Source organism: Exobacillus caeni, from assembly GCF_005747095.1.
Lineage (GTDB): Bacteria > Bacillota > Bacilli > Bacillales > Guptibacillaceae > Exobacillus > Exobacillus caeni.
Window position 1 is genome coordinate 1 of sequence record NZ_SWLG01000010.1, and the last position, 23,190, is coordinate 23,190.

17 protein-coding genes and 4 pseudogenes are annotated in these 23,190 nt (G+C 40.7%); 16 read left to right on the top strand and 5 right to left on the bottom strand.

Annotated features, from left to right (window positions below; translation table 11 throughout):
• Positions 1-203: 203 nt before the first annotated feature.
• The gene (locus FCL54_RS14560) at positions 204-1,073 is read right to left on the bottom strand and encodes a DMT family transporter (RefSeq protein WP_138127475.1); all 870 of its coding nucleotides are present in this window, start codon (positions 1,071-1,073) and stop codon (positions 204-206) included.
• Between the two features lie 498 nt (positions 1,074-1,571).
• Here FCL54_RS14560 and FCL54_RS14565 point away from each other — a divergent pair, with 498 nt between their 5' ends.
• The 9 genes and pseudogenes from FCL54_RS14565 to FCL54_RS24830 all read left to right on the top strand — a co-directional run bounded on the left by FCL54_RS14565 (position 1,572) and on the right by FCL54_RS24830 (position 8,323).
• Positions 1,572-1,799, top strand: a complete 228-nt coding sequence (locus FCL54_RS14565) for a hypothetical protein (protein WP_138127476.1) — start codon at positions 1,572-1,574, stop codon at positions 1,797-1,799.
• Between the two features lie 207 nt (positions 1,800-2,006).
• A pseudogene (locus FCL54_RS14570) lies at positions 2,007-2,473 on the top strand (NUDIX hydrolase).
• Positions 2,474-2,620: 147 nt separating this feature from the next.
• Positions 2,621-3,142 carry a hypothetical protein gene (locus FCL54_RS14575; protein ID WP_138127477.1) on the top strand — a complete coding sequence of 174 codons (522 nt, stop codon included), beginning with the start codon at positions 2,621-2,623 and terminating at the stop codon, positions 3,140-3,142.
• Positions 3,143-3,235: 93 nt separating this feature from the next.
• Positions 3,236-3,361: pseudogene (locus FCL54_RS14580) on the top strand (DNA mismatch repair protein MutT); the annotation flags it as partial.
• Positions 3,362-3,733: 372 nt separating this feature from the next.
• A complete protein-coding gene (locus tag FCL54_RS24820; protein WP_425467131.1) occupies positions 3,734-3,898 on the top strand; it encodes a GNAT family N-acetyltransferase in 165 nt (54 codons plus the stop codon).
• Positions 3,899-4,108: 210 nt separating this feature from the next.
• Complete coding sequence (locus tag FCL54_RS14590) at positions 4,109-4,765, top strand: Type 1 glutamine amidotransferase-like domain-containing protein (RefSeq protein ID WP_138127479.1); 657 nt, start codon at positions 4,109-4,111, stop codon at positions 4,763-4,765.
• Positions 4,766-4,992: 227 nt separating this feature from the next.
• A complete protein-coding gene (locus tag FCL54_RS14595; protein ID WP_138127480.1) occupies positions 4,993-5,313 on the top strand; it encodes a YciI family protein in 321 nt (106 codons plus the stop codon).
• Positions 5,314-5,650: 337 nt separating this feature from the next.
• A pseudogene (locus tag FCL54_RS24825) lies at positions 5,651-6,382 on the top strand (flavin-containing monooxygenase); the annotation flags it as partial.
• Positions 6,383-7,378: 996 nt separating this feature from the next.
• Positions 7,379-8,323 carry an alpha/beta hydrolase gene (locus FCL54_RS24830; protein WP_210238533.1) on the top strand — a complete coding sequence of 315 codons (945 nt, stop codon included), beginning with the start codon at positions 7,379-7,381 and terminating at the stop codon, positions 8,321-8,323.
• A 72-nt stretch (positions 8,324-8,395) separates the two neighbouring features.
• On the opposite strand, the gene FCL54_RS14605 is transcribed toward FCL54_RS24830, so the two are convergent.
• The 4 genes from FCL54_RS14605 to FCL54_RS14620 form a co-directional block, all read right to left on the bottom strand.
• Complete coding sequence (locus FCL54_RS14605) at positions 8,396-9,769, bottom strand: sensor histidine kinase (RefSeq protein WP_138127481.1); 1,374 nt, start codon at positions 9,767-9,769, stop codon at positions 8,396-8,398.
• Between the two features lie 5 nt (positions 9,770-9,774).
• Positions 9,775-10,461 carry a response regulator transcription factor gene (locus FCL54_RS14610; RefSeq protein ID WP_138127482.1) on the bottom strand — a complete coding sequence of 229 codons (687 nt, stop codon included), beginning with the start codon at positions 10,459-10,461 and terminating at the stop codon, positions 9,775-9,777.
• 88 nt (positions 10,462-10,549) lie between these two features.
• A complete protein-coding gene (locus FCL54_RS14615) occupies positions 10,550-11,821 on the bottom strand; it encodes a VTT domain-containing protein (protein WP_138127483.1) in 1,272 nt (423 codons plus the stop codon).
• 271 nt (positions 11,822-12,092) lie between these two features.
• Positions 12,093-15,215, bottom strand: coding sequence for an efflux RND transporter permease subunit (locus FCL54_RS14620; protein WP_138127484.1), 3,123 nt, complete (start codon positions 15,213-15,215; stop codon positions 12,093-12,095).
• Between the two features lie 266 nt (positions 15,216-15,481).
• On the opposite strand from FCL54_RS14620, the gene FCL54_RS14630 reads away from it, so the two are divergent.
• The 7 genes and pseudogenes from FCL54_RS14630 (at position 15,482) to katG (ending at position 22,890) form a co-directional block, all read left to right on the top strand.
• Positions 15,482-15,949 (top strand): redoxin domain-containing protein, encoded by a 468-nt coding sequence (locus tag FCL54_RS14630; protein ID WP_246055279.1) that lies wholly within the window; start codon positions 15,482-15,484, stop codon positions 15,947-15,949.
• Between the two features lie 146 nt (positions 15,950-16,095).
• Positions 16,096-16,524 carry a hypothetical protein gene (locus FCL54_RS14635; RefSeq protein WP_138127487.1) on the top strand — a complete coding sequence of 143 codons (429 nt, stop codon included), beginning with the start codon at positions 16,096-16,098 and terminating at the stop codon, positions 16,522-16,524.
• A gap of 129 nt (positions 16,525-16,653) precedes the next feature.
• Positions 16,654-17,565: pseudogene (locus FCL54_RS14645) on the top strand (DNA/RNA non-specific endonuclease).
• A gap of 156 nt (positions 17,566-17,721) precedes the next feature.
• Positions 17,722-18,636: a hypothetical protein gene (locus FCL54_RS14650; protein WP_138127490.1), complete on the top strand. Its 915-nt coding sequence runs from the start codon at positions 17,722-17,724 to the stop codon at positions 18,634-18,636.
• Between the two features lie 114 nt (positions 18,637-18,750).
• On the top strand, positions 18,751-19,188 hold the full coding sequence (locus FCL54_RS14655; RefSeq protein ID WP_138127491.1) for a YflT domain-containing protein: 438 nt from the start codon (positions 18,751-18,753) through the stop codon (positions 19,186-19,188).
• A gap of 321 nt (positions 19,189-19,509) precedes the next feature.
• Positions 19,510-20,442 carry a heme o synthase gene (cyoE, locus tag FCL54_RS14660; protein WP_138127492.1) on the top strand — a complete coding sequence of 311 codons (933 nt, stop codon included), beginning with the start codon at positions 19,510-19,512 and terminating at the stop codon, positions 20,440-20,442.
• 252 nt (positions 20,443-20,694) lie between these two features.
• Entirely contained in the window at positions 20,695-22,890 is a 2,196-nt protein-coding gene (gene katG / locus FCL54_RS14665; RefSeq protein WP_138127493.1) for a catalase/peroxidase HPI, read from the top strand.
• The last annotated feature ends 300 nt before the right edge of the window (positions 22,891-23,190 follow it).

Genomic DNA, 23,190 nt, shown 5'->3' on the forward strand with positions numbered 1-23,190 from the left:
GTTTTTTCTCTTAAAATAGAGATTCATTTATCTTTTGAATAGAAAAGGGGGCTGCCCAAACACCGCTTTATCGATGTTTTGGGTCAGCCCCTTTTATATGAAGGTGTAATCTGCATTTTCCTTTTAAATCATCATGTAACTGTCGGGAAGGAACACAGGCAGTTAACTGGGACAAGGAACCTGTCCCTCCGTACCAAGTTCCATCATCCGGCCTGCTTTACACTAAGCAGGGTGACCGTACCCAGGATGAGCACCATTCCAAGAATTTGAATGAGGCCCAAATGATCTCCGAGAAGCAGAACGCCAAATACTGAAGCTGTAACCGGCTCTACCATAGCGACCATCGAAGCAGTTGACGGGGAAGTCTTTCTAATGCCAATCACATAAAATATAAATGAAATTCCAGCACCCAGGATTCCTAATAAAAGAAACCATCCTATGTCACTTGACGTCACTACACTGGCTGCTTCATTCTTGTCCGTAATAAGAAAAAGGATGAGACAAAGTGAAAAAAACGCGATAGTTAAGGTAGTCTGCGGCTTTCCGATAGAAGAGGCTTTTTTAAACCCGAATATAAACAAAGCATAGGAAAGTCCAGAAGCAAGCCCCATTGTTATCCCTAGAAAACTCACTGAAAGCGATTCGATGTTATAGGCGCCGGTAAGCAGGATAATCCCTATAATTATACCGGCAATGCACGCCCATTTAAACCAGGTCGGACGTTCTATTCGAAATAAAAAGGAAATTAAGAGAACGAACAGAGGGGCGGTGTACATTAAAGTAGCGGCAACAGCAATGCTTGAGGCCTGGATACTTAGAAAATAAAAAGTGAAATTTCCTGCAACACCTAAACCCGCCAAAAGGGACCAAATATAAAAACGAGTAGAGTAACTCAAATTTTGTCTGAAATGAAAGAGATACCACGGCAAAAAACATATAAATCCAACAGCCCCCCGGTAAAGTGAAATCACAATAGGATCCCAGCCCTTGCTCATTAAAATATCAGCAATTCCCCCACTGATGCCCCAGCATATAGCGGCTAGTATAACTAAGCCTATACCTAAAAATTTCATCGTTTACCTCCTAAAGATAAGTAATGGTACGACCTGATATTAGAAACATAACATGGTCTTAATAACGTTAATTTAAGGGCCAATATCCTCTTTACGTTCCTGATCAAACCTATTTTAAAAAAAGATATAAATGGTAATTCCTTTAAATTCTCTTACTAAAACATAAGTTATGAATGGAAACTTTAGGGCAAGGGGGGAAAGATGTAAAATTTCGTGCTATTTAAATTGGCACGTCAATTTTTGTTGGAGTAGAGCAGTTTTTAAATATTTTTAAAGGAAATGACATAGAAGTTGACAATGGAAATGGCAGCACAAAATTATTTGGAAACACCTGTTTTCAAGTGAAATAGCGTTGTCAAAATGGATGTCATATATCTTGTCAAAAGTATTGTCATTTTTTTATTTATGGGATTTTCTGGTACAATTGAGTGAAGGCTTATTGAACTAACGGGAAATTTTGTTGAAGATGGGTTCACATAACAAAGGAGAGTTTTTCTTATGCCAAGGAGACTAAAGGCAGAACAAATAACAGGGTTCAATGTTTTATTGGCAGTAATTGTTGGTGTTATTTCTTTTGGATTACAGCTTTCAACAGTTATGTTTTTCTTGATTTATTTAAGCTTACTTCTTATCAGCTATTTAGTATTTTATAAACCAACAATAAAAGTAGTATTAGCTTACATAGTGGTTATAGTTGGTACGGGGATTATCTGGATTTTAGATTAGGTACTTAACTTTTTAGATGGTTGGCGGTAGAGTGCTTATCACTTGATTTTTCAGACGGAATTTTCAAATGAAATTGGTAAATTGAAGATCAAGGGGAGTTTCGGAATTCATTCCTTATTGTGCTATCGGAGCAGTTTAGTGAAAGAAGAGCTTATTTATATATAATAAAGATAAATGTAATTTTCAAATAGAATTGAGGAGAAATGGATGTCTCAAGATGGAATTGTTTTAGTTGCAAGTGTATCAATCTTTGAAAATGATAAAGTCTTAATTATAAAAGAGAATAAACCAATGCTGTCGATAAGTGGAACTTTCCGAGTGGTCATATAGAGTATGGTGAGGACATTCTTTATTCAGCTCGGAGGGAGGTTAAAGAAGAAACGGGGTTAGATGTAAAACTGATTGGCACGACTGGAGTATATAATTTTATCAGTAATACGAACAATCAAGTAATTTTATTTCATTTTATTGGTGAGATTACTGGAGGTACATTAAATCTCGAAGAAGATGAAATTACTGACAGCAAGTGGATAAAAGTTAATGAACTTTTAGCATTTGAAATCGAGGATTTACGAGAATCGCATGTAATAAAGCAGATAATTGATAACTTATTAGAAGAAAACATTTATTCAATTAGTGTATTTAATGAGAGACTTTTTAAAAGTTCTTACTGAGCTAAACGAGCAAATAGAAGTTAATTTCTTATTGCATTAACGGGTGCAATAGTTGAAGATCCAGGGAGTTGTCACGGCAGTTCCTTTCTTGTTGAGCTTAGGAGCAGGTTAAGTAAACAAGAAACTATTAAAATGAGGAGGGTATTGATGAAAATAATTAAGTTGCTTTTTGGATTTTTCAGCATAATTGGACTTATGACAGGGTGTGTTTCAGATGAAGTTGACTCTCCAATATACAGCGGGAAAAATCTAAACATTGGAGTAATAGGTAAAGTTCCTGAAGTAAGGGAACAAAATGTTTCATTCACAAATATTGAATTTGAGGACTTAAAAACTGATTTAGATAAAACATCTTCTGATTTAGATGCGATTTTTATAATGAAAGACCATTTATCACAAGCAGCTGAAAGCCAGTATGCCAATATTTATAAGAGCTTGTCGATACCTACTTTCTTTTTTGAAACTAATAAAGGATATTTACCATTTGTAAATAAGGATATGACCTATGAAAATTCACCTAAAATAAGAGAATTAACATACGCCACTGGATATTTGCAGAAAGAAGAGAACGCTAAATACTGGGCTTATGGACTTTATAACGATGTAGTGAATGAAACAAACGTAGAGGATGTTTATACGAGAGTTTTTACAACGATTGACTCACTATAGAAGATCAGGAGTTGTTACGGCAGTTCCTTCCTTATTGAGCTATAGAGGTAGGAGTGTTGAAGATGGAATATATCTATTTAGGGGGATTGTTTTATGTTTGTAGTAAATGTAGAAGGTGCTATTCACCGTAATGGTAAATGGCTTTTAATCCTGAGAAGTGAAAAGGAGGAACACGCTGGAGGCTCTTTTTCACTAGTTGGTGGAAAATGTGAAATTGAGGACCTTAAAACGACTATATGAAAAAAATCAAAGTGAAGTAAGAGAATTAAAGTAAAGTATTTTTCCAGGAATAAAACTAAATTTGTGAACAAATACACTTTAACTATAAGTGTGCAAGAGTTGAAGAAGGCACTTTTTATGACTGATTTAGTAGAAATATCGAGACTTAGGTTATGCAGTATCGAAAGAACAAATAAACTTACGACTTAACATTTTACTCGAAGATAAAAATAACGTCATTTTCGTCCACGAAACAAAGGATGAAGCAGGTCATATTGCTGGTTGGGTACACGTATTTGGTAAGCGATTAATTGAACTTGAATATGCTGAAATCAGTGGATTAGTTGTTGATAGTGAATTCAGAAGACAGGTATCGGTCAAAAGCTGATGAGAAAATCAAAAGAGTGGGCAAAGAAAGAGGGTTACCAAGAAATTAGGTTGCGTTCAGGTGATCAACGGAAAGAAGCTCATAATTTCTACGAAAGTATAGGTTGTAAAAATATAAACTGGCAACAATTGTTTAAACTTGAATTATAAGTCTCTTCAATCAAAGAATGCAATAGTTGAAGATCAGGCGTTGTCCCAGTAGTTCATTTCTTATTGAGCTATAGGAGCAGATTTAGTTGAAGAGAGTTGTTTAACAGGTATTCAACAATCAGGCCATATTGAGAGTGTTTTGTTAGTGACAAGAAAAGAATGAGTGACACAAGGAATAAATTTTTTTTACACTTTGCTACGGGGGTACTTATGAAAGCTCACTATTATTTAGGTTGGTTTAACAGTTTCTTTCCAGAGAATCTGGTCAGGCTGTTACAGGAGGATATAACTGATAGAAAATCACTTGCTATGATTAGCTCGAATCCATCGAATTATGAAGATGATGGTGCTACAGAACGCTCGTGGCTTGACCAGGCTGGCATTAAGTTTGATGAATATCATTTAATTAATTATCACGTACAGAAGGAAGATGCCCAAACGAAAATTAAAAATGCTTCAGTTATTTTCTTGCTGGGTGGTAATACCCTTAAACAAAATGTTTTTTTGATGGAATATGAATTATCGAATTTAATTAAAAAAAGCAGTGCCGTTGTGATGGGAGCAAGCGCTGGTGCAATCAACATGTCTGCTAAATGTTTATGCTCGAAAAACTTTGGATATAAAGTTGAAATGAGCTCTGTTTACGACGGAATCGGTCTTGACAATTTTTCCGTCCTGTCCCATTTTGATCTCGAAAATAACATTGCACTTTTTCAAAGCGAACTATCTGTCCTATCAGAGGAAATAAATATTTATGCGTCGAACAAAGACTGTGCTTTACGTGTAAAGGGAGAAAAAATTGATGTTTTAGGCAGTGTTTTTTTATTTTCGCACTCAAAAATTCAGAAATTGGATGAGACGCTCTAATTATAGTGAATGGTTAAAATATGTGCAGAACGGCTACTGCAATCGGGTGCGAATGTTAAATGTGCTTCTCTTTTTTCTTCTTCAACTATCGGAGGCAATAGTTGAGGATCAGAAGCTTTTGCGGCAGCTCCTACCTTATTGAAGTACAGGGCATTAATATTGAAGAAAAATATTAAAAGATACCATTACAAAAAGGAATGGTTGTTTTTATTTAATGGGAGGATTTTATGGGGAAATATGTTGCAATTTTAAAAGACAAAAAACAAGGGGAACTAACAGAGGAATTATTAAACAATCACGTGAAACATTTGCAAAATTTAACCGCAAATAAAAAACTCTTTATTTGTGGACCTTTTAAGGATAATGATAAGGCAATGCAAATATTCATTTGTGAGACAAATGAGGAAGCAATAAATCTTGTTGAAAGCGACCCATTTATCAAAGAGGGTTATTATGCTACATATGAAGTAAATGAGTTAATCGAAGCAAATGAGAATAATAATTGGTTAATAGAAATACCTCAAACAAAAGAAAATTTAACTGATTAAAAACATACTTGAACTTACGAGTGCTTTACTTTAACAACAGAGTCTGAAAAAAACACTATGTCAATTTGCCGTTAAAAATCAAAACAGGCGTACCAAACTGAAGGTCGGTCGGTACGCCATTTTCATTGTGATTTTAACTTTTGCACCTCAAAAAGGAACTCTTTCTCATTTCAGAAGATATTTTTGTGGCATTAGATACCTGCTGTTTTGTTAAAACAGAAAACGAATTCTTCTGGGCCTTTACCGGTTTAATTATAAAAATTTCGCACCCCTAAAGGAATTTAGTTACAGGCGGCGAATATATTGTAAACGCTTACAAATTCTGCTACATAGAACAATGAAAAGGGAGGCCGAACGGTTGAAATCTGAACAGCTGAACACTCAGGAGTTTGATGCTGTCGTGGTTGGTGCTGGTTTTTCAGGGTTGTACATGCTTCACCGGTTAAGGGAGGCTGGCTATTCCGTACGTGTTTTTGAAGCTGCAGATGATGTTGGAGGAACATGGTATTGGAACAGGTATCCTGGTGCGCGTTGTGACATTGAAAGTATCTACTATAACTATACGTTTTCAGAGGAACTTCGGAACGAATGGAACTGGTCTTCAAGATATGCCGAACAGCCAGAGATCCTGAGGTATATCAATTTTGTGGCAGATAGGCTTGATTTGCGCCGGGATATTCAGTTCGAAACGAGGATCACGGCTGCCCATTATGACGAGGAAGCTCATAGCTGGAAGATCCAGGCGGGAGACCGTGTTATTACAGCCAGATATTTTATTCCTGCATTAGGCTGTCTTTCTGCTTCTAATATCCCTGATTTTAAAGGTCTCGAAACCTTCGCGGGAGAGATGTACCATACAGGGAAATGGCCACATGAAAAAGTGGATTTTTCAGGGAAACGAGTTGGTGTCATCGGAACTGGCTCAAGCGGTATCCAGGCCATTCCGGTCATCGCAAAGGAATCCGGCCATCTGACTGTTTTCCAGCGGACACCACAGTACAGTGCGCCTGCTCAAAATCATCCATATAAAGAGGAAGTTTTAGAGCAGACAAGAGAAAATTACAAGGAAATCAGGCAGCAGATGTATGCCTCGATGCATGGAGTGCCACAGGGGCCACGCCCGATCTCAGCACTTCAGGTGCCCCGTGAAGACCGTAACCGGGTATATGAGGAATCGTGGAAACAGGGCGGGCTGTTTAAACTTCTGTACGCGTACAACGACCTTAACTTTACGCCAGAAGCAAACAAAACGGTTGCAGATTTTATCCGCTCGAAGATCAAAGCTACTGTTAAAAATCCAGAGGTAGCGGAGAAACTGATGCCGAATTACTTCTTTGGAACAAAACGGCCGATCATCGACACGGATTATTTTGAAACCTATAACCGCGAGAATGTGACGCTTGTAGATGTGAAGGATTCACCGATTGTGGAGATAACGCCATCTGGTCTGCGGACGGCTGATGCGGAATATGAACTCGACATGCTTGTGTTTGCGACCGGGTTTGATGCTATGACCGGTCCGCTGTTCAAGATCGATATTCGGGGAAGGGATGGTGTCGGACTGAAGGATAAGTGGGCTGGAGGCGCGGACCTGAAGACCTACCTGGGGCTTTCAACGAACGGTTTCCCGAACATGTTCATGATTACCGGGCCACAGAGCCCATCGGTTCTCAGCAACATGATGGTTTCGATCGAGCAGCATGTTGACTGGGTCACGGATTGCATCGAGTACCTTGAGAAAAATAACCTGCAAGACTTTGAGGCGACAATAGAAGCCGAAGAAGCATGGAGTGAGCAATGCAGGGCGATCGCCGCGATGTCACTCCTGCCGCACACAGACTCCTGGTATATGGGTGCCAATATTGACGGAAAACCAAGAGGATTCATGATGTATGCCGGTGGTGTCGGTACTTACCGCCAGATATGTGACCTTGTGGCAGCGAGCCAATATGAAGGATTTTCAAAGTTACCTTCAGCAGACAGTTTCGATGCATCACAGACAGGGGCGGACTTAGAGCCATCTGTCCGCAAACAGGTCGAAAAACTAAAACAGGAGGTATGGGTAATGTTAAATCTTGATCCGCAGGCAAAATTTGTGCTTGACCAACTGGAGGCAGCCGGAGCACCGCCGATGGAGACGCAAACCCCTGAAGAAGCGAGGGCATCAGCCGACTTCAGCCCACTGGCAGGTGTTCCAGAAGAAGTGGCAAAAGTTGAAAACAGAACGATTCCTGGACCGGATGGAGAAATTCCAGTGAGGGTCTATACACCTGAAGGGGAAGGCCCGTTCCCTGTACTGGTTTTCTACCACGGAGGCGGCTGGGTGATCGGTGACCTCGATACGGTTGATGTCCCTTGCCGAATGCTTGCAAACAGGGCAAAATGTGTCGTCGTGTCGGTGGATTACCGACTGGCTCCTGAGCATAAGTTCCCTGCGGCAGCAGATGATGCCTATGCTGCAGTCCAATGGGTCGCAGAGAGCGCAGCAGAGATCAACGGAGATCCAGCAAGAATCGCTGTAGGGGGCGACAGTGCCGGCGGGAACCTTGCAGCAGTGGTCGCGTTGATGGCAAAGGATAATGGAGGACCGAATCTCGCTTATCAAATGTTGATCTATCCGGTAACCCGCCATGGCTTTGACACTGTTTCGTATGTAGAGAATGCGGACGGCTATCTTCTGACGAAAAACAGTATGATCTGGTTCTGGGACCATTACCTCCGCGATGAGTCTGACGGCATGAATCCTTATGCTTCACCTATCCTGGCAAAAGATCTTACAGGGCTACCACCGGCTCTCGTCATCACCGCCGGGTTTGACCCGCTACGTGATGAAGGAGAAGCATACGCTGAAAAGCTCAAGAATGCAGGCGTCCCAGTCGAGGCAACGAGATATGACGGCATGATCCATGGCTTCTTCTGGATGCCGGGAATCCTGGAGCAGGGAAGGAATGCGATTGACCAGGCTGCAAAAGGGTTGAAGGATGCTTTTGATATGGTTGGTGCGGTTTAAAAGGTAAAATTAAAATGCCTGTCATCTCTCGTTCGGCAGATGGCAGGCATTTCTATATGGAGAGTAAACGATTTATTTCTCAAGGACCTGCAGTGGCAAGAATAATTCTACCTCGGTACCCTCGTTTTCTACACTCGTTATGTTGATTTCCCCGTTTTGCTGTTTCATGATATTTTTGGCGATGGAAAGTCCGAGCCCCGTTCCTCCGGTTTCTCTGCTCCTCGCTTTATCTATTCGATAGAATCGTTCAAAGATATTTTTGACTTCATGTTCTGGAATTCCGATCCCGTAATCTTTCACTTTGATGATAGCGTGATTCCTGTTTTTTTCTATATACAGATCAATTTTATCGTTGCTATATTTTATTGCGTTATCAAGGACAATAATGATAACCTGTTTTAGCTTCAGTTCATCACCTAATATATTTATCTCAGCATGATTGGAATGAAGCGCAATATCTCTCTTATAGACTTTTTTTAGCTGCTGTTGAATACTTTTACAGAATTGGACAAGATCGATGGTAGAGAAATCCAGGTTCGAATTGTTTTGGGTTTTCGCTAACTCTAAAAACGTGTCTGTCATCTTTTGCATGCGAGCTGCTTCTGAGTTGATCACTTGTATCGCCTCTTCAGAAAGTTCCCGGTCATCGGTTCCTCTTCTTCTGAGAAGATTTGCATAGCTTTTAATGACGGTTAGCGGTGTTTTTAATTCATGGGAAGCATCAGAGATAAATTGCTCCTGTTTGTTGATATTAGCCTGGAGTCTGTCGATCATGCTATTGAACGTAGAAGCCATCTGTTCCAGTTCATCCCTTGATTTGTTCTGAATGTTTATTTTTTGGGGAATGCCGCTTTGTTCAATATCTTCCATCGTTTTTATCATACTGGAAATGGGCCTCATGATCATGTTGGATAACATTTTGCCCCCGAGAAGTGACAGGATTACTGCCAATAACATGGAAGCGGCAAGAATCGATAGCAATATATCCTTTCTGATTTCAAGACCATGCAATGTCTGGCCGATCTCAAGCGTGCCCCCGGTCAAGCTCTGCCTGTCTGTGATCGGTAACCGAATGTATAATACCTGTTCCTCTCCGCTTGATGTCCTGATCATATCCCGTTTTACTTCTTTTGTGTTCGGGAGGGCAGGTTTGATTTTTTTTAGTAGGTAGGGTTCATTAGTAACTTCTTCCGCAACCTGGCCGTTCGGAAGTATAACCCTGATATACGAGCCGGCTATTAAATAACTTTTTAACTGATCGTTCCTTACAGATGGGTTATTAAGTTGAACTTCTTTTAAAATGGTGTTGCCTTTTCGAGACAGTTCTTCTTCTTCCAGACCTACAGTTATTTTTATAAATGAAAAATACACGACCGTGTTGATGATCAGTAATACTAAAATGAGCCAGGCAGTGGTGATCAGATTGATTTTAGTGGTGATTTTCATAAAAGTTAATTCTCCTTTATCGTATAACCCACGCCTCGTACCGTTGTGATCAATTCGGCTGAAGATCCTTCTTCCAGCTTTTTTCTCAAATAGCTAATATAAACGTCGATAATATTCGTCTCACCTTCAAAATCATATCCCCACACGTTGAGTAAAATGTTTTCTCGAGGAACGACTTTATTTTTATTGCTTAATAAATAGGTGAGAAGTTCATACTCTTTTAGGGTTAACTCGATTGGATGACCTGCCCTTGTCACTTCCCGGGAGTTTAGATTAACCTTTACATCCTTAACAGAAAGGATCGGGTCTGTATCTGGTATGAATTTAAAGGAGTAGTCACGAAGGCACGCACGTATCCTCGCGAGCAGCTCCTCGATCTCAAACGGCTTTGTGATATAATCATTCGCTCCCTGGTCTAACCCTGTAACTTTGTCCATCGTTTGGTTACGGGCAGTAAGAAGAATAACGGGGACTTGATTGCCAGCTTTTCTTATCCTTCTTAATATCTCGATCCCGTTTAGCCCGGGGAGCATTACATCCTGCAATATCAGGTCGGCTTCCTGTTCCAGCGCTGCGTTTAACCCTGATCTGCCTTCATGTTCCACATGTACATCATATCCCTCATACTCCAATTCGATTTTTAAAACTCTTGCGATATTCGTCTCATCTTCAATCACTACTATTTTTTTCATTGTTCATCATTCCATCCTTTTGCCCTCTGAAGGCATCTTTTGATCATAAAAAAGGGAGGTAACACGTCTGCTTCGAAACGGTCGCATGTTATCGGGCCGTGATTCGAACGAGCTCGAAGAAAAGAAAGTTCAGAAAAATCCATACTCCTCCATATACATATCCGCCAAGAACATTGCTGGGGAGTGCAGCAGCAGTTGAAATGTTGGCAACTGCAAGGCCACTTAACAATAAGAGTCCGGAAATCGGGAACAGTATTTGAACAACATTTCTTACGCTATGCCGGGCAAATAAATAAACACTTGTTCCAATTACGATCATGGTAATGGTTGCCAGCTTATTCGGAAAATCTTCCAACAGAAAGGAAGTACCGACTCCAAAAGAATGCAAGAGCGACATGATTTTCTTAATTGCTCGAAAATAGAGTGGTGCACCAAGTAAAGGGATAGCCAGTAACAGAAAGTCAACAAGTCGATCGGAAGACTTTTTTATTAGAAAAACGAAGCACGCTGTGATCAAGATCGCAGACGGCACGGTAGTTTGAAGTGTCAATAGAGCATGGATCCATTTTTCTCCACTGAAAGATTGGAGGATATAAACGGTCACTTCATTAAAACGGTTAAACTCGTTGAATAGATAGTCTTGAACCATCCCTAACATCAGGATAGTAAACCCCAATAATGACAGGCTTAAAAAAGCAAGAAACACATCAGTCCTGGTTGCCGTTCGCAAACGTAACAACAAATAATCCATTAGCATGACTAACATGTCTTTGATTTGTTTCTTATATAGCCTGAATAAGATATAAGCAATGATAATTAATAACACGATCAGTATCAATACAATTAAATACCGTTGTGCAGCTTGATGGAAGACTTCCCATTTTGGTCCCAATACTTTTCCAAGTGTGATAAAAGAAAAAGTCCATATCGCTGCACCGGTATAAGCAGGGATAGCGAATCTCCAGAATGAGATCCGTGAAATCCCCGATATATAGCCTGTAAAATGGCGGATGCCCGGTATAAAGTAAGCAAAAATCAATAGCTTGCTGCCCGACCGAGCAAACCACCTGGAAACCTTTTGATAGCGAGAGGGTCCAAGATGAATGTACTTCCCGTATTTCTCCACAAGTTTATAACCACCGCTTTTGCCGATCCAATAAGTGAGAGTAATGCTAAGAACACTTGCTGAAAAAGCAGTGATGAGTGCGAGAGGATAGATCATTTTTCCTGCAAAAATATAATATCCAGAATAGCTCATAAAAAATTCAGCTGATATAGGCAATGCCAATAGCTCCAGGAATATGGAAAGAAATAAGATAAGATAGCTATGTTGTTCAAAGATTGAGAATAACTGTTCCAAGAAAATGCCTCCAGATTGCAGGAACCGATTGTCCCAAATGTTCCTTTTTCATTAATTTACCACTATTTTAAAAAGTTAGTGGTTATTTAATGAAATTCTAATGTTTTGGCTTGAAGCGGAAATCAACCCACTATAGCAACAAAGTTTCCGTAAACCTTTTTTAGAAAAGAGGCCTTCCAAAAATAAAAGGGTACTTCCTGATCTTTTTCGTTAAGAAGACCAGGAAGTACCGGACATTAAAGGGCTTTTATTAGGAGACGGGTAGAGAAGTTCAACTTCCTCTCGATGCATGTGATTTGGATGTTTTTACGCCAAATCTTTTAAATTTCTTTTTTGAAACGAACCATTCATAAATAATTGGTATCACAATAAAGCTGTTTAACGTTGACGTGACCATTCCGCCGATCACAACGATTCCCAGGGTTTTAGAAATGACAGTGTCGGCATTGGTTGAGAATGCAAGTGGCAACAGGGTTAAAACAGTAGTTGCTGCTGTAACGAAGATGGGCCTTACCCTCGACAGGCTTCCGCTTAAGATCGCTTCTTTCCTTTCCATCCCGGAGTTGATATTGCGTTCTATTTTATCGATCAATACGATTCCGTTCGTTACCACAATGCCTGTTAACATCAATACACCGATCAATGCTGCTAAGTTCCACTGCGAGTGGAATAAGAACATGGACAGAACGACACCGGTTAGTGCCAGTGGTATACTGATAATAACAGAGAAGGGTGCTTTCCAACCTTTAAATACAGCGCTTGTAATAATCAAGATCAATAAGATTGAAAACGATAATGCTACCGCCATGTTGATGATCATTTGTTTCACTTGCTCTGTTATGCCGCCCAATGAATAGGTAACTCCATCTGGCAGTTTCACATTTTCCATGCTTTGTTTTACTTCTTTTGATACTTTTCCAATATCGTTTCCTGTAATTTGAACTTTTACTGTTGCGAAAGGTTCTCCATCTCTCATGCTGATATTCTTTTGGCCAGTTACTTTTTCGATTGTTGCAAACTCATCTAATTTGTAAACTTCTCCGTTCTTTCCTTTGAAGCTTTCATTTCTTAATGATTGGTAAAGTTCTTCCACAGTTGAAGTGTTCGAGTCGTTTTTCGTTGTATGGATACCGTCGATATGTGTATCGACATTTAAAATCTGCTGGTCGATGTTCAACTCAAAATCCTGCGGGACAGTTAAATATCTGTATAATACTTTATTCACTTCGCTAGTATCGATATTCAGGGACCTGATTTTGTCTTTGTCTAACTTTACAGATAACTGCTGGATTGGATTCTGCACATCTGCAGTTCCTATAACACTTAAGTCTTCAATTTTGATCAATTCTTTCTTTACTTGTTTTGCAGATCCAGCTAACGTTTCTTGATCAGCACCACTTAAACTGATGTTGATCAGTGAATCGTCTCCTGTCGTATTTTGATTGGACACAGTATACACTACATCATTGGATAACTGTTTGACCTCTTTATTCGTTCTATTGATAAATTCATCGACGTTATGTTTGTCTTTTAGTTCAACAGAGATGTTAGCGATATTCGGCTGCATGATAAATCCGCCGCCCTGGTCGAAGACATCGTCTCCTTCTGGAGTGAAGCTTGCGCCGAACGCTGTTGAAAAATGCTTAACATTGTCCTTTGTCGCTAATAGATCTTCCACTTTTGCAACTTCGGTATCCACCTTATCGATCGGTGAGTTTTTTGGAAGTTCAAGTTGAATAGAGACCTGCCCTGTCTTAGCTGTCGGCAATAAGTTCACCGGAAGGGTCAATCCAAATAAAACGGCTGAAACCAATAATAACGTCGTAATGCCTAATACTGTTTTTTTCTTGTTAAATATCTTTTCCAAAATAGGCCGCATGCGAGGTTCCAAATCGATCGACTTATCTTCTTTATAGTTCCAACCCATGTAAGTTAGTGTAGGAATAACCAATAAAGCAACAAAAAAAGAAACGATCAAGGAGATCACAACCGATAAGGCAAATCCTGAAAACGATGCGGTAACATAACCACCGACAAGGGCGATCGGTAAATACACAGCGATTGTCGTAGCGGTCGAAGCGAAGATTGCCGGCATCATCTCGCTGGCCCCAGCTGATAAAATTTCTAAACTCATTTTTCCGTCCGCATCTTTAACCTTTCGATACATGTTATCCAACACCACAATCGAATCATCAACGATTCTACCCATGGCTACAACTAATCCAGATACGGTTAAAATATTTAACGTGATTCCTAACATCTTTAAGAAAGAAACTGTAACTAACAGAGAGATAGGTAAAGACAGGGCGATTACTAATGTGGAACGCACCCTCCTGAAAAATAAAAACACACATAACATGGAGAAAATACTACCTAAAATTCCTTCTCTTAATAATCCGTTTAACGATTCACTCAAGTCTTTGGATTTATCCAATAATAAATTGAGATGGACATCGCCGTTTTTGATCAAGTCCAAATTATTGATCTTATCATTTACGGCTTTCGAGACGGTTGTGATATTCGAGGAAGGTGTTTTTAATACATTGAGTACTACACTGGTTTTTCCGTTTGTTCTGGAAACAGTACCTGTGTCCGTTACGGATGGTGTTAATTCACCGATTTTGGATAACGGTATTTCTGTTCCGAGCCTGTTCGTTATTTTCGTGTTCTGGATGTCATCCTTCGTGGGATTCCAGCTTGTGACGTTCAATGGGATCGCCATTGTGTCTACTAATACGTTTCCGCTTGCAGAGATCGGCAGGTTGGTGCCCAGAGATTGGTAAACATCGTTTAAAGTTAAGTTATATTTTGCTAGATCTTTTGTTCTGATTAACAGAACATACCCTTTTTTTCCTCCGCCGACTGTCCTGACTTCTTTTACACCCGGTATCGTTTGAATCTGTTGTGCAATCTCGGTCTGTACAGTTGTTTGCAGGTCCAAATCTGATATTTCCTTTGAATCACTTGTAATGCTATAGGTCAAAATAGGAAAAGAACTGGTTGTCATCCTTGAAACTAACGGGCCATCAATATCGTTGGGCAAGGCTGCGTTCCCTAACAGTCTATTGATCTCGGTTTCTGCTTTTTTCATATCAAAATCCATCGGGAAGTACAAACTCATCGTTAATCCGCCATCGAAGGAATTTGTTTCAACGTGTGTCAACCCATCGGCCATGCGAACCGTTTGTTCCATCGGCAAAGCAATTTTCTGTCTTGCTTGTTCAGCAGAATAGGAAGGAGCCCTCACTGTCACCATCAAGGTTGTATTATTGATACTCGGCAAATAATCTTTTTGCATCTGGAACGCTGAGGCGATACCCCACACACTGATCATTAACACGGTTAAAATAATTAAAGTGGACCGCTGCATCGTGCTCTCGATGATTTTCCTCATACTAACACCCCCATTACGATTAGAAACATTCGAGCAATCTAACTATATAAAACAAACCTGTAAAATCTCTTAAGGGAACATTAAAATTCGTTAAGAATCTGACAGATGGGAGTACAGTACAAAAATAGTGGAATTCAAGGCAGCAATGTAGATCCGCTAATGAATAACAAAGTTTAAATTTTCAATTCCGGGGAAAAGTATTATCTGGAACAATTAGGACAATGTAAAAAAGATTTCAAAAATAAAAGCGGAAGGGAGGAAGTGAAATGGCCCTTAACATCGGCGATAAAGCTCCCGATTTCGAACTGTCTTCTACAAGGAAAGAGAAGATTTCGTTATCGGATTATGAAGGGAAGAAGAATGTACTCATCGCTTTTTATCCGCTCAATTTCACCCCTGGCTGAATAACGGAACTCACCTCTTGGAAAGGGGACTACGAGAAAGTTAAGAACACCGATACCGAAATTCTGGCGATCGGCGTTGATCACATTTTTTCGCATAACGTATTCGAAGCAAGCCTCGGAACACTTCCATATCCTTTGTTATCAGACTGGCACAAGGAAACGGTGAAGAAATACAATGTTTTTAATGAAAAAGATGAAGTTGCGATTCGCTCTGCTTTTTTAGTAAATAAAAAAGGAGAAATCGTTTATAAGAACGTTGGTTTTAATCCGAGTGATAAACAGGTGTACGAGGACTTGATGAGTGAATGTGAGAAGCTGACTACCGGCTAAAGGAAAACAAGAGGGTGTCCCTGGGGCATCCCTCTTTCTTAATGTAGACAAATTGGGCCGGGAAGTGCCGAATGAATTTAGTAGGTTAAAAGGAAAACGTTTTACTAAAGTTGAATTACATAGAAATAAAATTGGAGGTAGTCTCAGTGAACGATTATATGACAACAAGAGAATTCTTGACCTCAAATCATTTTAGATCCTTTGATGATAACATCCAGCAGCTTGCCTGTTTTTTGCTGACCAGACTTTCCGTGAACGGAATGGAGTACAAGATACATAAAGCAAAAGCGAAGAACCGGTTTTCTCTCTGGGCAGATCATGCATTAGATCGAAGCCGCAACAGAGATTTCCTTACGATCTTTGTAAAAAAAGATGAACTCTTGCTATGGCCTAAACTATATGGCCTGAGCCGGAAAGCTTCAGAGGCGGAAGACTTGAAGAAAAGGTATGATACATACTCTAAACTGGATGAGGAGTTTTTTGACCTTGCTTCCAAAGCTTATAAGAGCATTTGTACAGCAGATACTTCTATTAAAGATTTAGTTATTGAGAAAAGAGAGAAAGTCCAAATTTAAAATATCAGAATAAGTATAAACTTAGTGGTCCTCAACATTTCCTTCTGTTTTGATTCCTGGTGAAGAGCTAATGTCGGTGATGAAGCGATGGAGCAAGAACAATATGTTTATAAAAATAGGGAGGATAAAATGACTAAGAATCGAGGATTTGACCCTTCATTTTTGGAAAATGATTATTCAATACCCTTTCCCGTTTTAAACGATCGTACCGGAGAAACAGCTTTAAACGGTGGTGAGATCTTTCCTTATACCCATTTTTCTATCGTGATGAATGAACAACGAAAATTAGCTCTTTATTGTGCACACAACATTGACCTAAACAACCACAATAATGTGAAAAGATGTAAGGACTGCTGGCATTTTGACCAACGTATTGGAGTCAGCAACCAGGTTGGAAACGATTTGTATAGAGGGGAACATGATCTCTAGGATAGAGGCCATTTAGTAACCAGGCATGATGTATGCTGGGGAGATGATATAGAAGCAAGGGATGCAGAATATGATTCGTTTTCCTGGGCGAATATCGCTCCCCAGCATCATAAGTTCCATATGACGGACTGGGGCAAGTTAGAAAGGTGGATTATTAGCGAAACTGGAACAAAAAATAAAAAGTTGTCTGTTTTCACTGGCCCTATTTATACAGACGCAGACCGCGAATACTGTGGGTACAACAAATCTTTAGGGTGTAACTTTAAGATTCCAGCGGGCTTTTGGAAAGTCGTTTTTTACATCGGGAAAGATAATAAATTGCGCTCTGCAGCCTTTGTTATTTTACAAGATGATTATTGGAAACAGAGAAACCAATTCAGTATATTTCATACGGATGAATACCGCCTAATGGAAAACTTTGAAGAACTTGAAAAATTTCAAGTGCCTTTAACGGAAATAACAAAGATTACAGGTATCATCTTTGACAATAAACTTTACCAGACAAATCCACTTTATTATTATGCGAATACAGCTACAATAACAGAGAACATCGCAACACCTGAATCTTATAAAATTAACAAGCCATCCGATATAATAATAGAAAGAGAGTAATTCAGAAACAGAGGGGCAATAAACATGTCCCTCTGTTTCACTTTTCTAAATTCCATGTCGAATAAATTAAGCAATCATCCCTTCTGGAAAATGTTACAATAAATGTAAACCGGTAGTTTAACAAATTACCAGTCTTCTGAATCTGGAGGGGGAAAAATGGATAGCGAAAAATACATGACATTTTTCAAGCTTTTCGTTCCGATCGCGTTAATCGTTAGTTTAATAATCAATTTCAACTTATCGTCCAGGCTTGGCGAACTTGAGAGCACGATCAGTTCTCTCTCAAGCAATCAACATAACATTATAAATAACGTAAACGATCAAACCAATCAGGTGCAGGCCATATTGAATGATTTTAAAGAGGAACAGAGTCTGATCAGTTTTGTACATACGGATTTTAGACCAAAGGAGTCGGCTAAGGACCAAATGGAAGCTGCTTTTAAGTGGCGAGTGAAGGAGCTCGACAGCAATTCCGAAGTCATTTTCCATTATGCCATCGGAGACAATAAGGAATGGACATCTCTCTCGCCAGATGAAATAGAGAAAGGGCTGTATCAGGTGAACTTCCCGCTTGAGATTTCGTTAGAGCCCCAGTGGGAAGTAGGTTTATCGATTACGGGATCTAATACTAAAGAAGAGAGCAAACAAGAGATAGATGAAAGAATGGATAAAGAAAACCGGCAAAAAAGCCTCAACTACTATGTAACCGTAACCACTGATGACACGGTAAAGAGCGGGGAGGTCCATACTGAACATCTGGGATACTATGGAACGAACTATTATGGCATCATACAGACAGACATCAACATACATGACAAAACTTTTAGCGCCTCTTTGGTTAATCATGGTCCTGATCCAACATCTCATGTTATCGAAGAAGCTTATCTATTAATTTATGACAATGAAAAGCTCAAAGAAGAAAAGAAGATGAAGGCTGAAACGGAAAACCTTCCACCCGATGATAGCATACGATCTTTCCACCTCGATGAAGAGAAGAAATCCGAGGATATGCGTTTGGCTGTAAAAGTAGTTTATAGTGATGGAGCGGTTTTTGAGAAGGAAGTTTATTAACGTTAAGTGCCAGTCAATTGTCGATTTTGACAAGAAACTGGCACTTCTTTATGCCTAAAATAACTATTCTTCGGGTAAAGAATCTAAAGTGGAAGAGAACAGGAGGTATTTTACATGAAGGATCATGTTATAGGAGTATATGACAACGAACAACAAGCAGCTGAAGCTGTTGAAGATTTAAATAAAAAAGGATATAGCACGGAAGAAATCTCAGTTATCGCTAAAGATCCAAGAGAACTATCAGATATCGCGGAGGAAGTTACGTCTTCGAAAAAGGCAGGAGCCGTTACCGGAGCTGCTGCTGGCGGTGCGATCGGCATGGGAGGGCTGATAGCAGGCTTATCAGCTATGGTGATACCCGGATTTGGCGCCGTGTTAGCTGCAGGGCCTATTATTACAACGCTCGGAGGAGCGGCCCTCGGTGCAAAATCTGGTGCCGCCGGATTAGTGCATACGCTAAGCGAAATGGGAATCCACGATGAGGAAGCAGTTCGCTACTCTGATGATGTTGAAGAGGGTAAGATCCTGGTATTTCTTCATCCAGAAGAGTAAAGCCGAACTAAGGGAAGATCTAAATAACCAAAAAATCATAAATGGAAATAATAGGTGAGTGCCTGTCCCTTGTTGAACCGACAATGGGACAGGCACTCCTTTTTAGGTTCTAAAAATAAGTGATGTATATCACAACATCATTTTTTCGTCCCCATTAACATGGGAATAAGAAGAGATGTGAATGAGTGGGGAAGATGTACAGCGTTTGCTATAGGTAAAATATAAAGCTTGTCCAGAACTCTTTGATTTGTATCTCGGCCATCCACAATATAACTGATGCGCATTTCTTGTTTCCGAATTTATTGGAAAGGAGTAACTTTAATGAATAAAGATCTCGTACTTTCTGAAAAGGAAGTAGTAAAAGCGGAACTCTCCAATCAGCGTAATATCTCGAGATTCCTCATTGATATAAAAAGACTTACTAAAGGTCTTGTTTTAGTATCAAATATTTTGCCTGTTTTTACTGGACTCTGGTTAGCCCTGTATTTAACAAATATTTCTTTCACCGCTTACTGGGATGTGTTCCTGGTTACGCTTATTGGCAGTACACTGGTCATAGCTGGTGCGCTTATCATCAATAACTGGTTCGACGCTGATATTGACGCCAAAATGTCCAGGACGAAAAAACGGCCGACGGTGACGGGGAGGTTCTCATTGAACACCGTATTGATGACGGGGATCGGTCTCAGCCTTCTTGGCTTCTTCTTTCTACTTTTCACAACGTTCGAAGCAGTAATATTTGCTTTCATAGGATGGTTTACGTATGTTGTTCTGTATACGATGTGGTCAAAGCGAAGGTATACACTGAACACTGTGATCGGAAGTGTATCTGGTGCGGTCACACCGTTAATCGGATGGTCAGCCATCGAACCTGATTTACACACGGTTCCGGTCATGCTATCTGTCATCCTGTTCATCTGGCAAATGCCGCACACGTACGCGATCGAAATAAAGTACTTAAAAGAATACGAGGAAGCCGGAGTAAAGATGCTTCCGGTTGTACACGGAATCTCAAAGACCAGGCGCCACATGATGGTCTATATCGCTTTATTACTCCCGTTATCCTTCACGTTAATGCAGCTCGGTCCAACTTTTGTTATCACAATCACTTTATTGAATATCATCTGGTTGCTATTGGCTGTAAGGGGATTCTTTATGAATGATGATCTTAAATGGGCTCGTTGGAACTTTCTTTATTCAGTCAATTATATTACTTTCCTATTTTTGATGACGATCGTTGTTACAGTTGCTTAAGTGCCAATCACCTGTCGGATTACTCGGCAAGTGGCTGGCACTTTTTTTGCGATTAATAATCTTGTCTTCTCCATCATAAGCTTTAATTGATGTGGCGATGCTGGCCGACTTTATATGCAGTTTATGCTAACGGTTATTTATTAATAATTATTATAAATAAATATTGACTTTCAATTGATAAGTGATATCATTTATTTATACTTAACCTTAGCTCCTAATAAAAACTTCATTATATAGAGAGGGGATACAAATATGGACACTAAAAACAAAGCGAACGCTGGAGGATGCCCGTTTCATCACGGTGCTGTTACCAGTAACCAAAAAAGTGCTACGACGAACAGAGACTGGTGGCCAAACCAGCTGAACTTAAACATACTCCACCAGCATGACAAAAAAACGAATCCTCTTGGAGAAGACTTTGATTATGCAGAAGAATTTCAAAAGCTAGACTATCAAGCTCTTAAAAAGGATCTGCACGATCTTATGACAGACAGCAAGGATTGGTGGCCGGCTGATTATGGCCATTATGGCCCGTTCTTTATCCGGATGGCATGGCATGCTGCCGGTACATACCGTACAGGTGACGGCCGTGGCGGCGGTGGAACCGGCAACCAGCGTTTTGCTCCACTAAACAGCTGGGCTGACAACGGCAACCTGGATAAAGCGCGCCGTCTACTCTGGCCGATCAAGCAAAAGTACGGAAACAAGATTTCCTGGGCTGACTTAATTCTTCTAACAGGTAATGTTGCGATCGAATCGATGGGTGGAAAGACAATTGGTTTTGGCGGCGGTCGTGCCGACATCTGGCATCCAGAGGAAGACATCTACTGGGGTACGGAAACGGCGATGCTTGGTAACAGCCGCTACTCAGGCGACCGTGAGCTTGAGAATCCGCTTGCTGCTGTTCAGATGGGCCTTATCTATGTTAATCCGGAAGGTCCGGACGGCAAGCCAGATCCGCTCGCAAGTGCCCGTGATATCCGCGAAACCTTTGCTCGTATGGGAATGAACGATGAAGAAACCGTTGCACTGACAGCCGGTGGGCATACATTTGGCAAGGCACACGGTGCAGGAGATGCTGCGCTTGTCGGTGCGGAACCAGAAGCTGGCCCGATTGAAGCGCAGGGACTTGGCTGGCTAAGCACACATGGCAGCGGAAAAGGCCGTGACACGATCACGAGTGGTATTGAAGGTGCGTGGACTGCCAATCCGACACAGTGGGATAACGGTTATTTTGATCTATTGTTCGGATATGAATGGGAGCTTACGAAAAGCCCTGCAGGAGCACACCAGTGGAAACCGGTAGATGTTGCCGAGAACCATCTTGCTCCAGATGCAGAAGACCCATCTGTTCGTGTACCGACGATGATGACGACGGCAGACATGGCGATGCGTTTGGATCCAGCATACGAAAAGATTTCCCGCCGTTTCCATGAGAACCCGGAGGAATTCGCAGATGCATTTGCCCGCGCATGGTTCAAACTGTTGCACCGTGACATGGGTCCTGTTTCAAGATATTTAGGTCCGGAAGTTCCAACAGAAGAATTGGTCTGGCAGGATCCTGTACCAGCTGTTGATTATGAATTAACAGAAGAAGAAGTTGAAAAGATCAAAGTATTGATCCTCGACTCCGGACTTACGATCAACGAGCTGGTCACAACGGCCTGGGCATCAGCGAGTACATTCCGTGGTTCAGACAATCGCGGGGGAGCGAACGGCGCCCGCATCCGTCTCGCTCCACAAAAAGACTGGGAAGTAAACCAGCCGGAACAACTTGAAAAAGTGCTGAGTGTACTGGAAAACATCCAGAATCATCTGGAAGATAACCTCGGTAAAAAAGTTAGCATCGCTGACCTGATCGTCCTTGGCGGCAGTGCTGCAGTGGAAAAAACTGCACAGGATGCAGGTGTTGACGTAACAGTTCCTTTCGCTCCAGGGCGCGGTGATGCAACACAGGAACAAACAGATGCAGAAAGCTTCGAAGTACTCGAGCCTGCTGCTGATGGTTTCCGAAACTACCAGAAGAAACAGTACAGTGTCAGCCCGGAAGAACTTCTTGTAGACAAAGCACAGCTGCTGGGTCTTACCGCACCAGAAATGACTGTCCTTATCGGCGGTATGAGAGTGCTCGGTACGAACTTCGGCGGCACGAAGCACGGTGTGTTCACTGATAACGTAGGAACACTTTCGAACGACTTTTTTGTTAACCTTCTTGATATGGGAGTAGAATGGAAACCTGTAGACGGAGGCGTTTACGAAGGACGTGACCGCAAGACAGGTGAAGTAGTACGGACAGCAACAAGAGTCGACCTCGTATTCGGCTCAAACTCCGTCCTGCGTGCGATTGCAGAAGTGTATGCCCAGGATGATAACAAAGAGAAGTTTGTGAACGATTTTGTAGCTGTCTGGGTTAAGGTGATGAATGCGGATCGGTTTGATCTTAATTAGATAGATTGAGGAAAGTGCCTGTTACTTGTCGGAATCGGCAAGTGGCAGGTGCTTTTTTATTCATTTATCTTAAGCAAAATAAAGAGGGTAGCTCACGTAACCCATCGAATCCCTAATAATTTTCTTTGCTTAAAATTTACCCAGTCCTTAAGCTCGATATAAGTATAGAGGAAGCTGAGATATCTTTGCTTTTTATTTTTGGGGACCAATGATACATAGTAGACAGATACTCCGCAGAATCACTTTTTCAATTAAGTGGATATAAATTACCTCATAAAGATATTTGTACTACAATATAAA

What these genes read in the sequence shown, in the direction of transcription:
- FCL54_RS14655 (WP_138127491.1), top strand. Translation starts at nt 18,751, where the DNA reads ATGAAGGATCATGTTATAGGAGTATATGACAACGAACAACAAGCAGCT.
- FCL54_RS24830 (WP_210238533.1), top strand. Translation starts at nt 7,379, where the DNA reads ATGTTAAATCTTGATCCGCAGGCAAAATTTGTGCTTGACCAACTGGAG.
- katG (WP_138127493.1), top strand. Translation starts at nt 20,695, where the DNA reads ATGGACACTAAAAACAAAGCGAACGCTGGAGGATGCCCGTTTCATCAC.
- cyoE (WP_138127492.1), top strand. Translation starts at nt 19,510, where the DNA reads ATGAATAAAGATCTCGTACTTTCTGAAAAGGAAGTAGTAAAAGCGGAA.
- FCL54_RS14590 (WP_138127479.1), top strand. Translation starts at nt 4,109, where the DNA reads ATGAAAGCTCACTATTATTTAGGTTGGTTTAACAGTTTCTTTCCAGAG.
- FCL54_RS14650 (WP_138127490.1), top strand. Translation starts at nt 17,722, where the DNA reads ATGGATAGCGAAAAATACATGACATTTTTCAAGCTTTTCGTTCCGATC.
- FCL54_RS14565 (WP_138127476.1), top strand. Translation starts at nt 1,572, where the DNA reads ATGCCAAGGAGACTAAAGGCAGAACAAATAACAGGGTTCAATGTTTTA.
- FCL54_RS14595 (WP_138127480.1), top strand. Translation starts at nt 4,993, where the DNA reads ATGGGGAAATATGTTGCAATTTTAAAAGACAAAAAACAAGGGGAACTA.
- FCL54_RS14610 (WP_138127482.1), bottom strand. Translation starts at nt 10,461, where the DNA reads ATGAAAAAAATAGTAGTGATTGAAGATGAGACGAATATCGCAAGAGTT.
- FCL54_RS14605 (WP_138127481.1), bottom strand. Translation starts at nt 9,769, where the DNA reads ATGAAAATCACCACTAAAATCAATCTGATCACCACTGCCTGGCTCATT.
- FCL54_RS14620 (WP_138127484.1), bottom strand. Translation starts at nt 15,215, where the DNA reads ATGAGGAAAATCATCGAGAGCACGATGCAGCGGTCCACTTTAATTATT.
- FCL54_RS14575 (WP_138127477.1), top strand. Translation starts at nt 2,621, where the DNA reads ATGAAAATAATTAAGTTGCTTTTTGGATTTTTCAGCATAATTGGACTT.
- FCL54_RS14560 (WP_138127475.1), bottom strand. Translation starts at nt 1,073, where the DNA reads ATGAAATTTTTAGGTATAGGCTTAGTTATACTAGCCGCTATATGCTGG.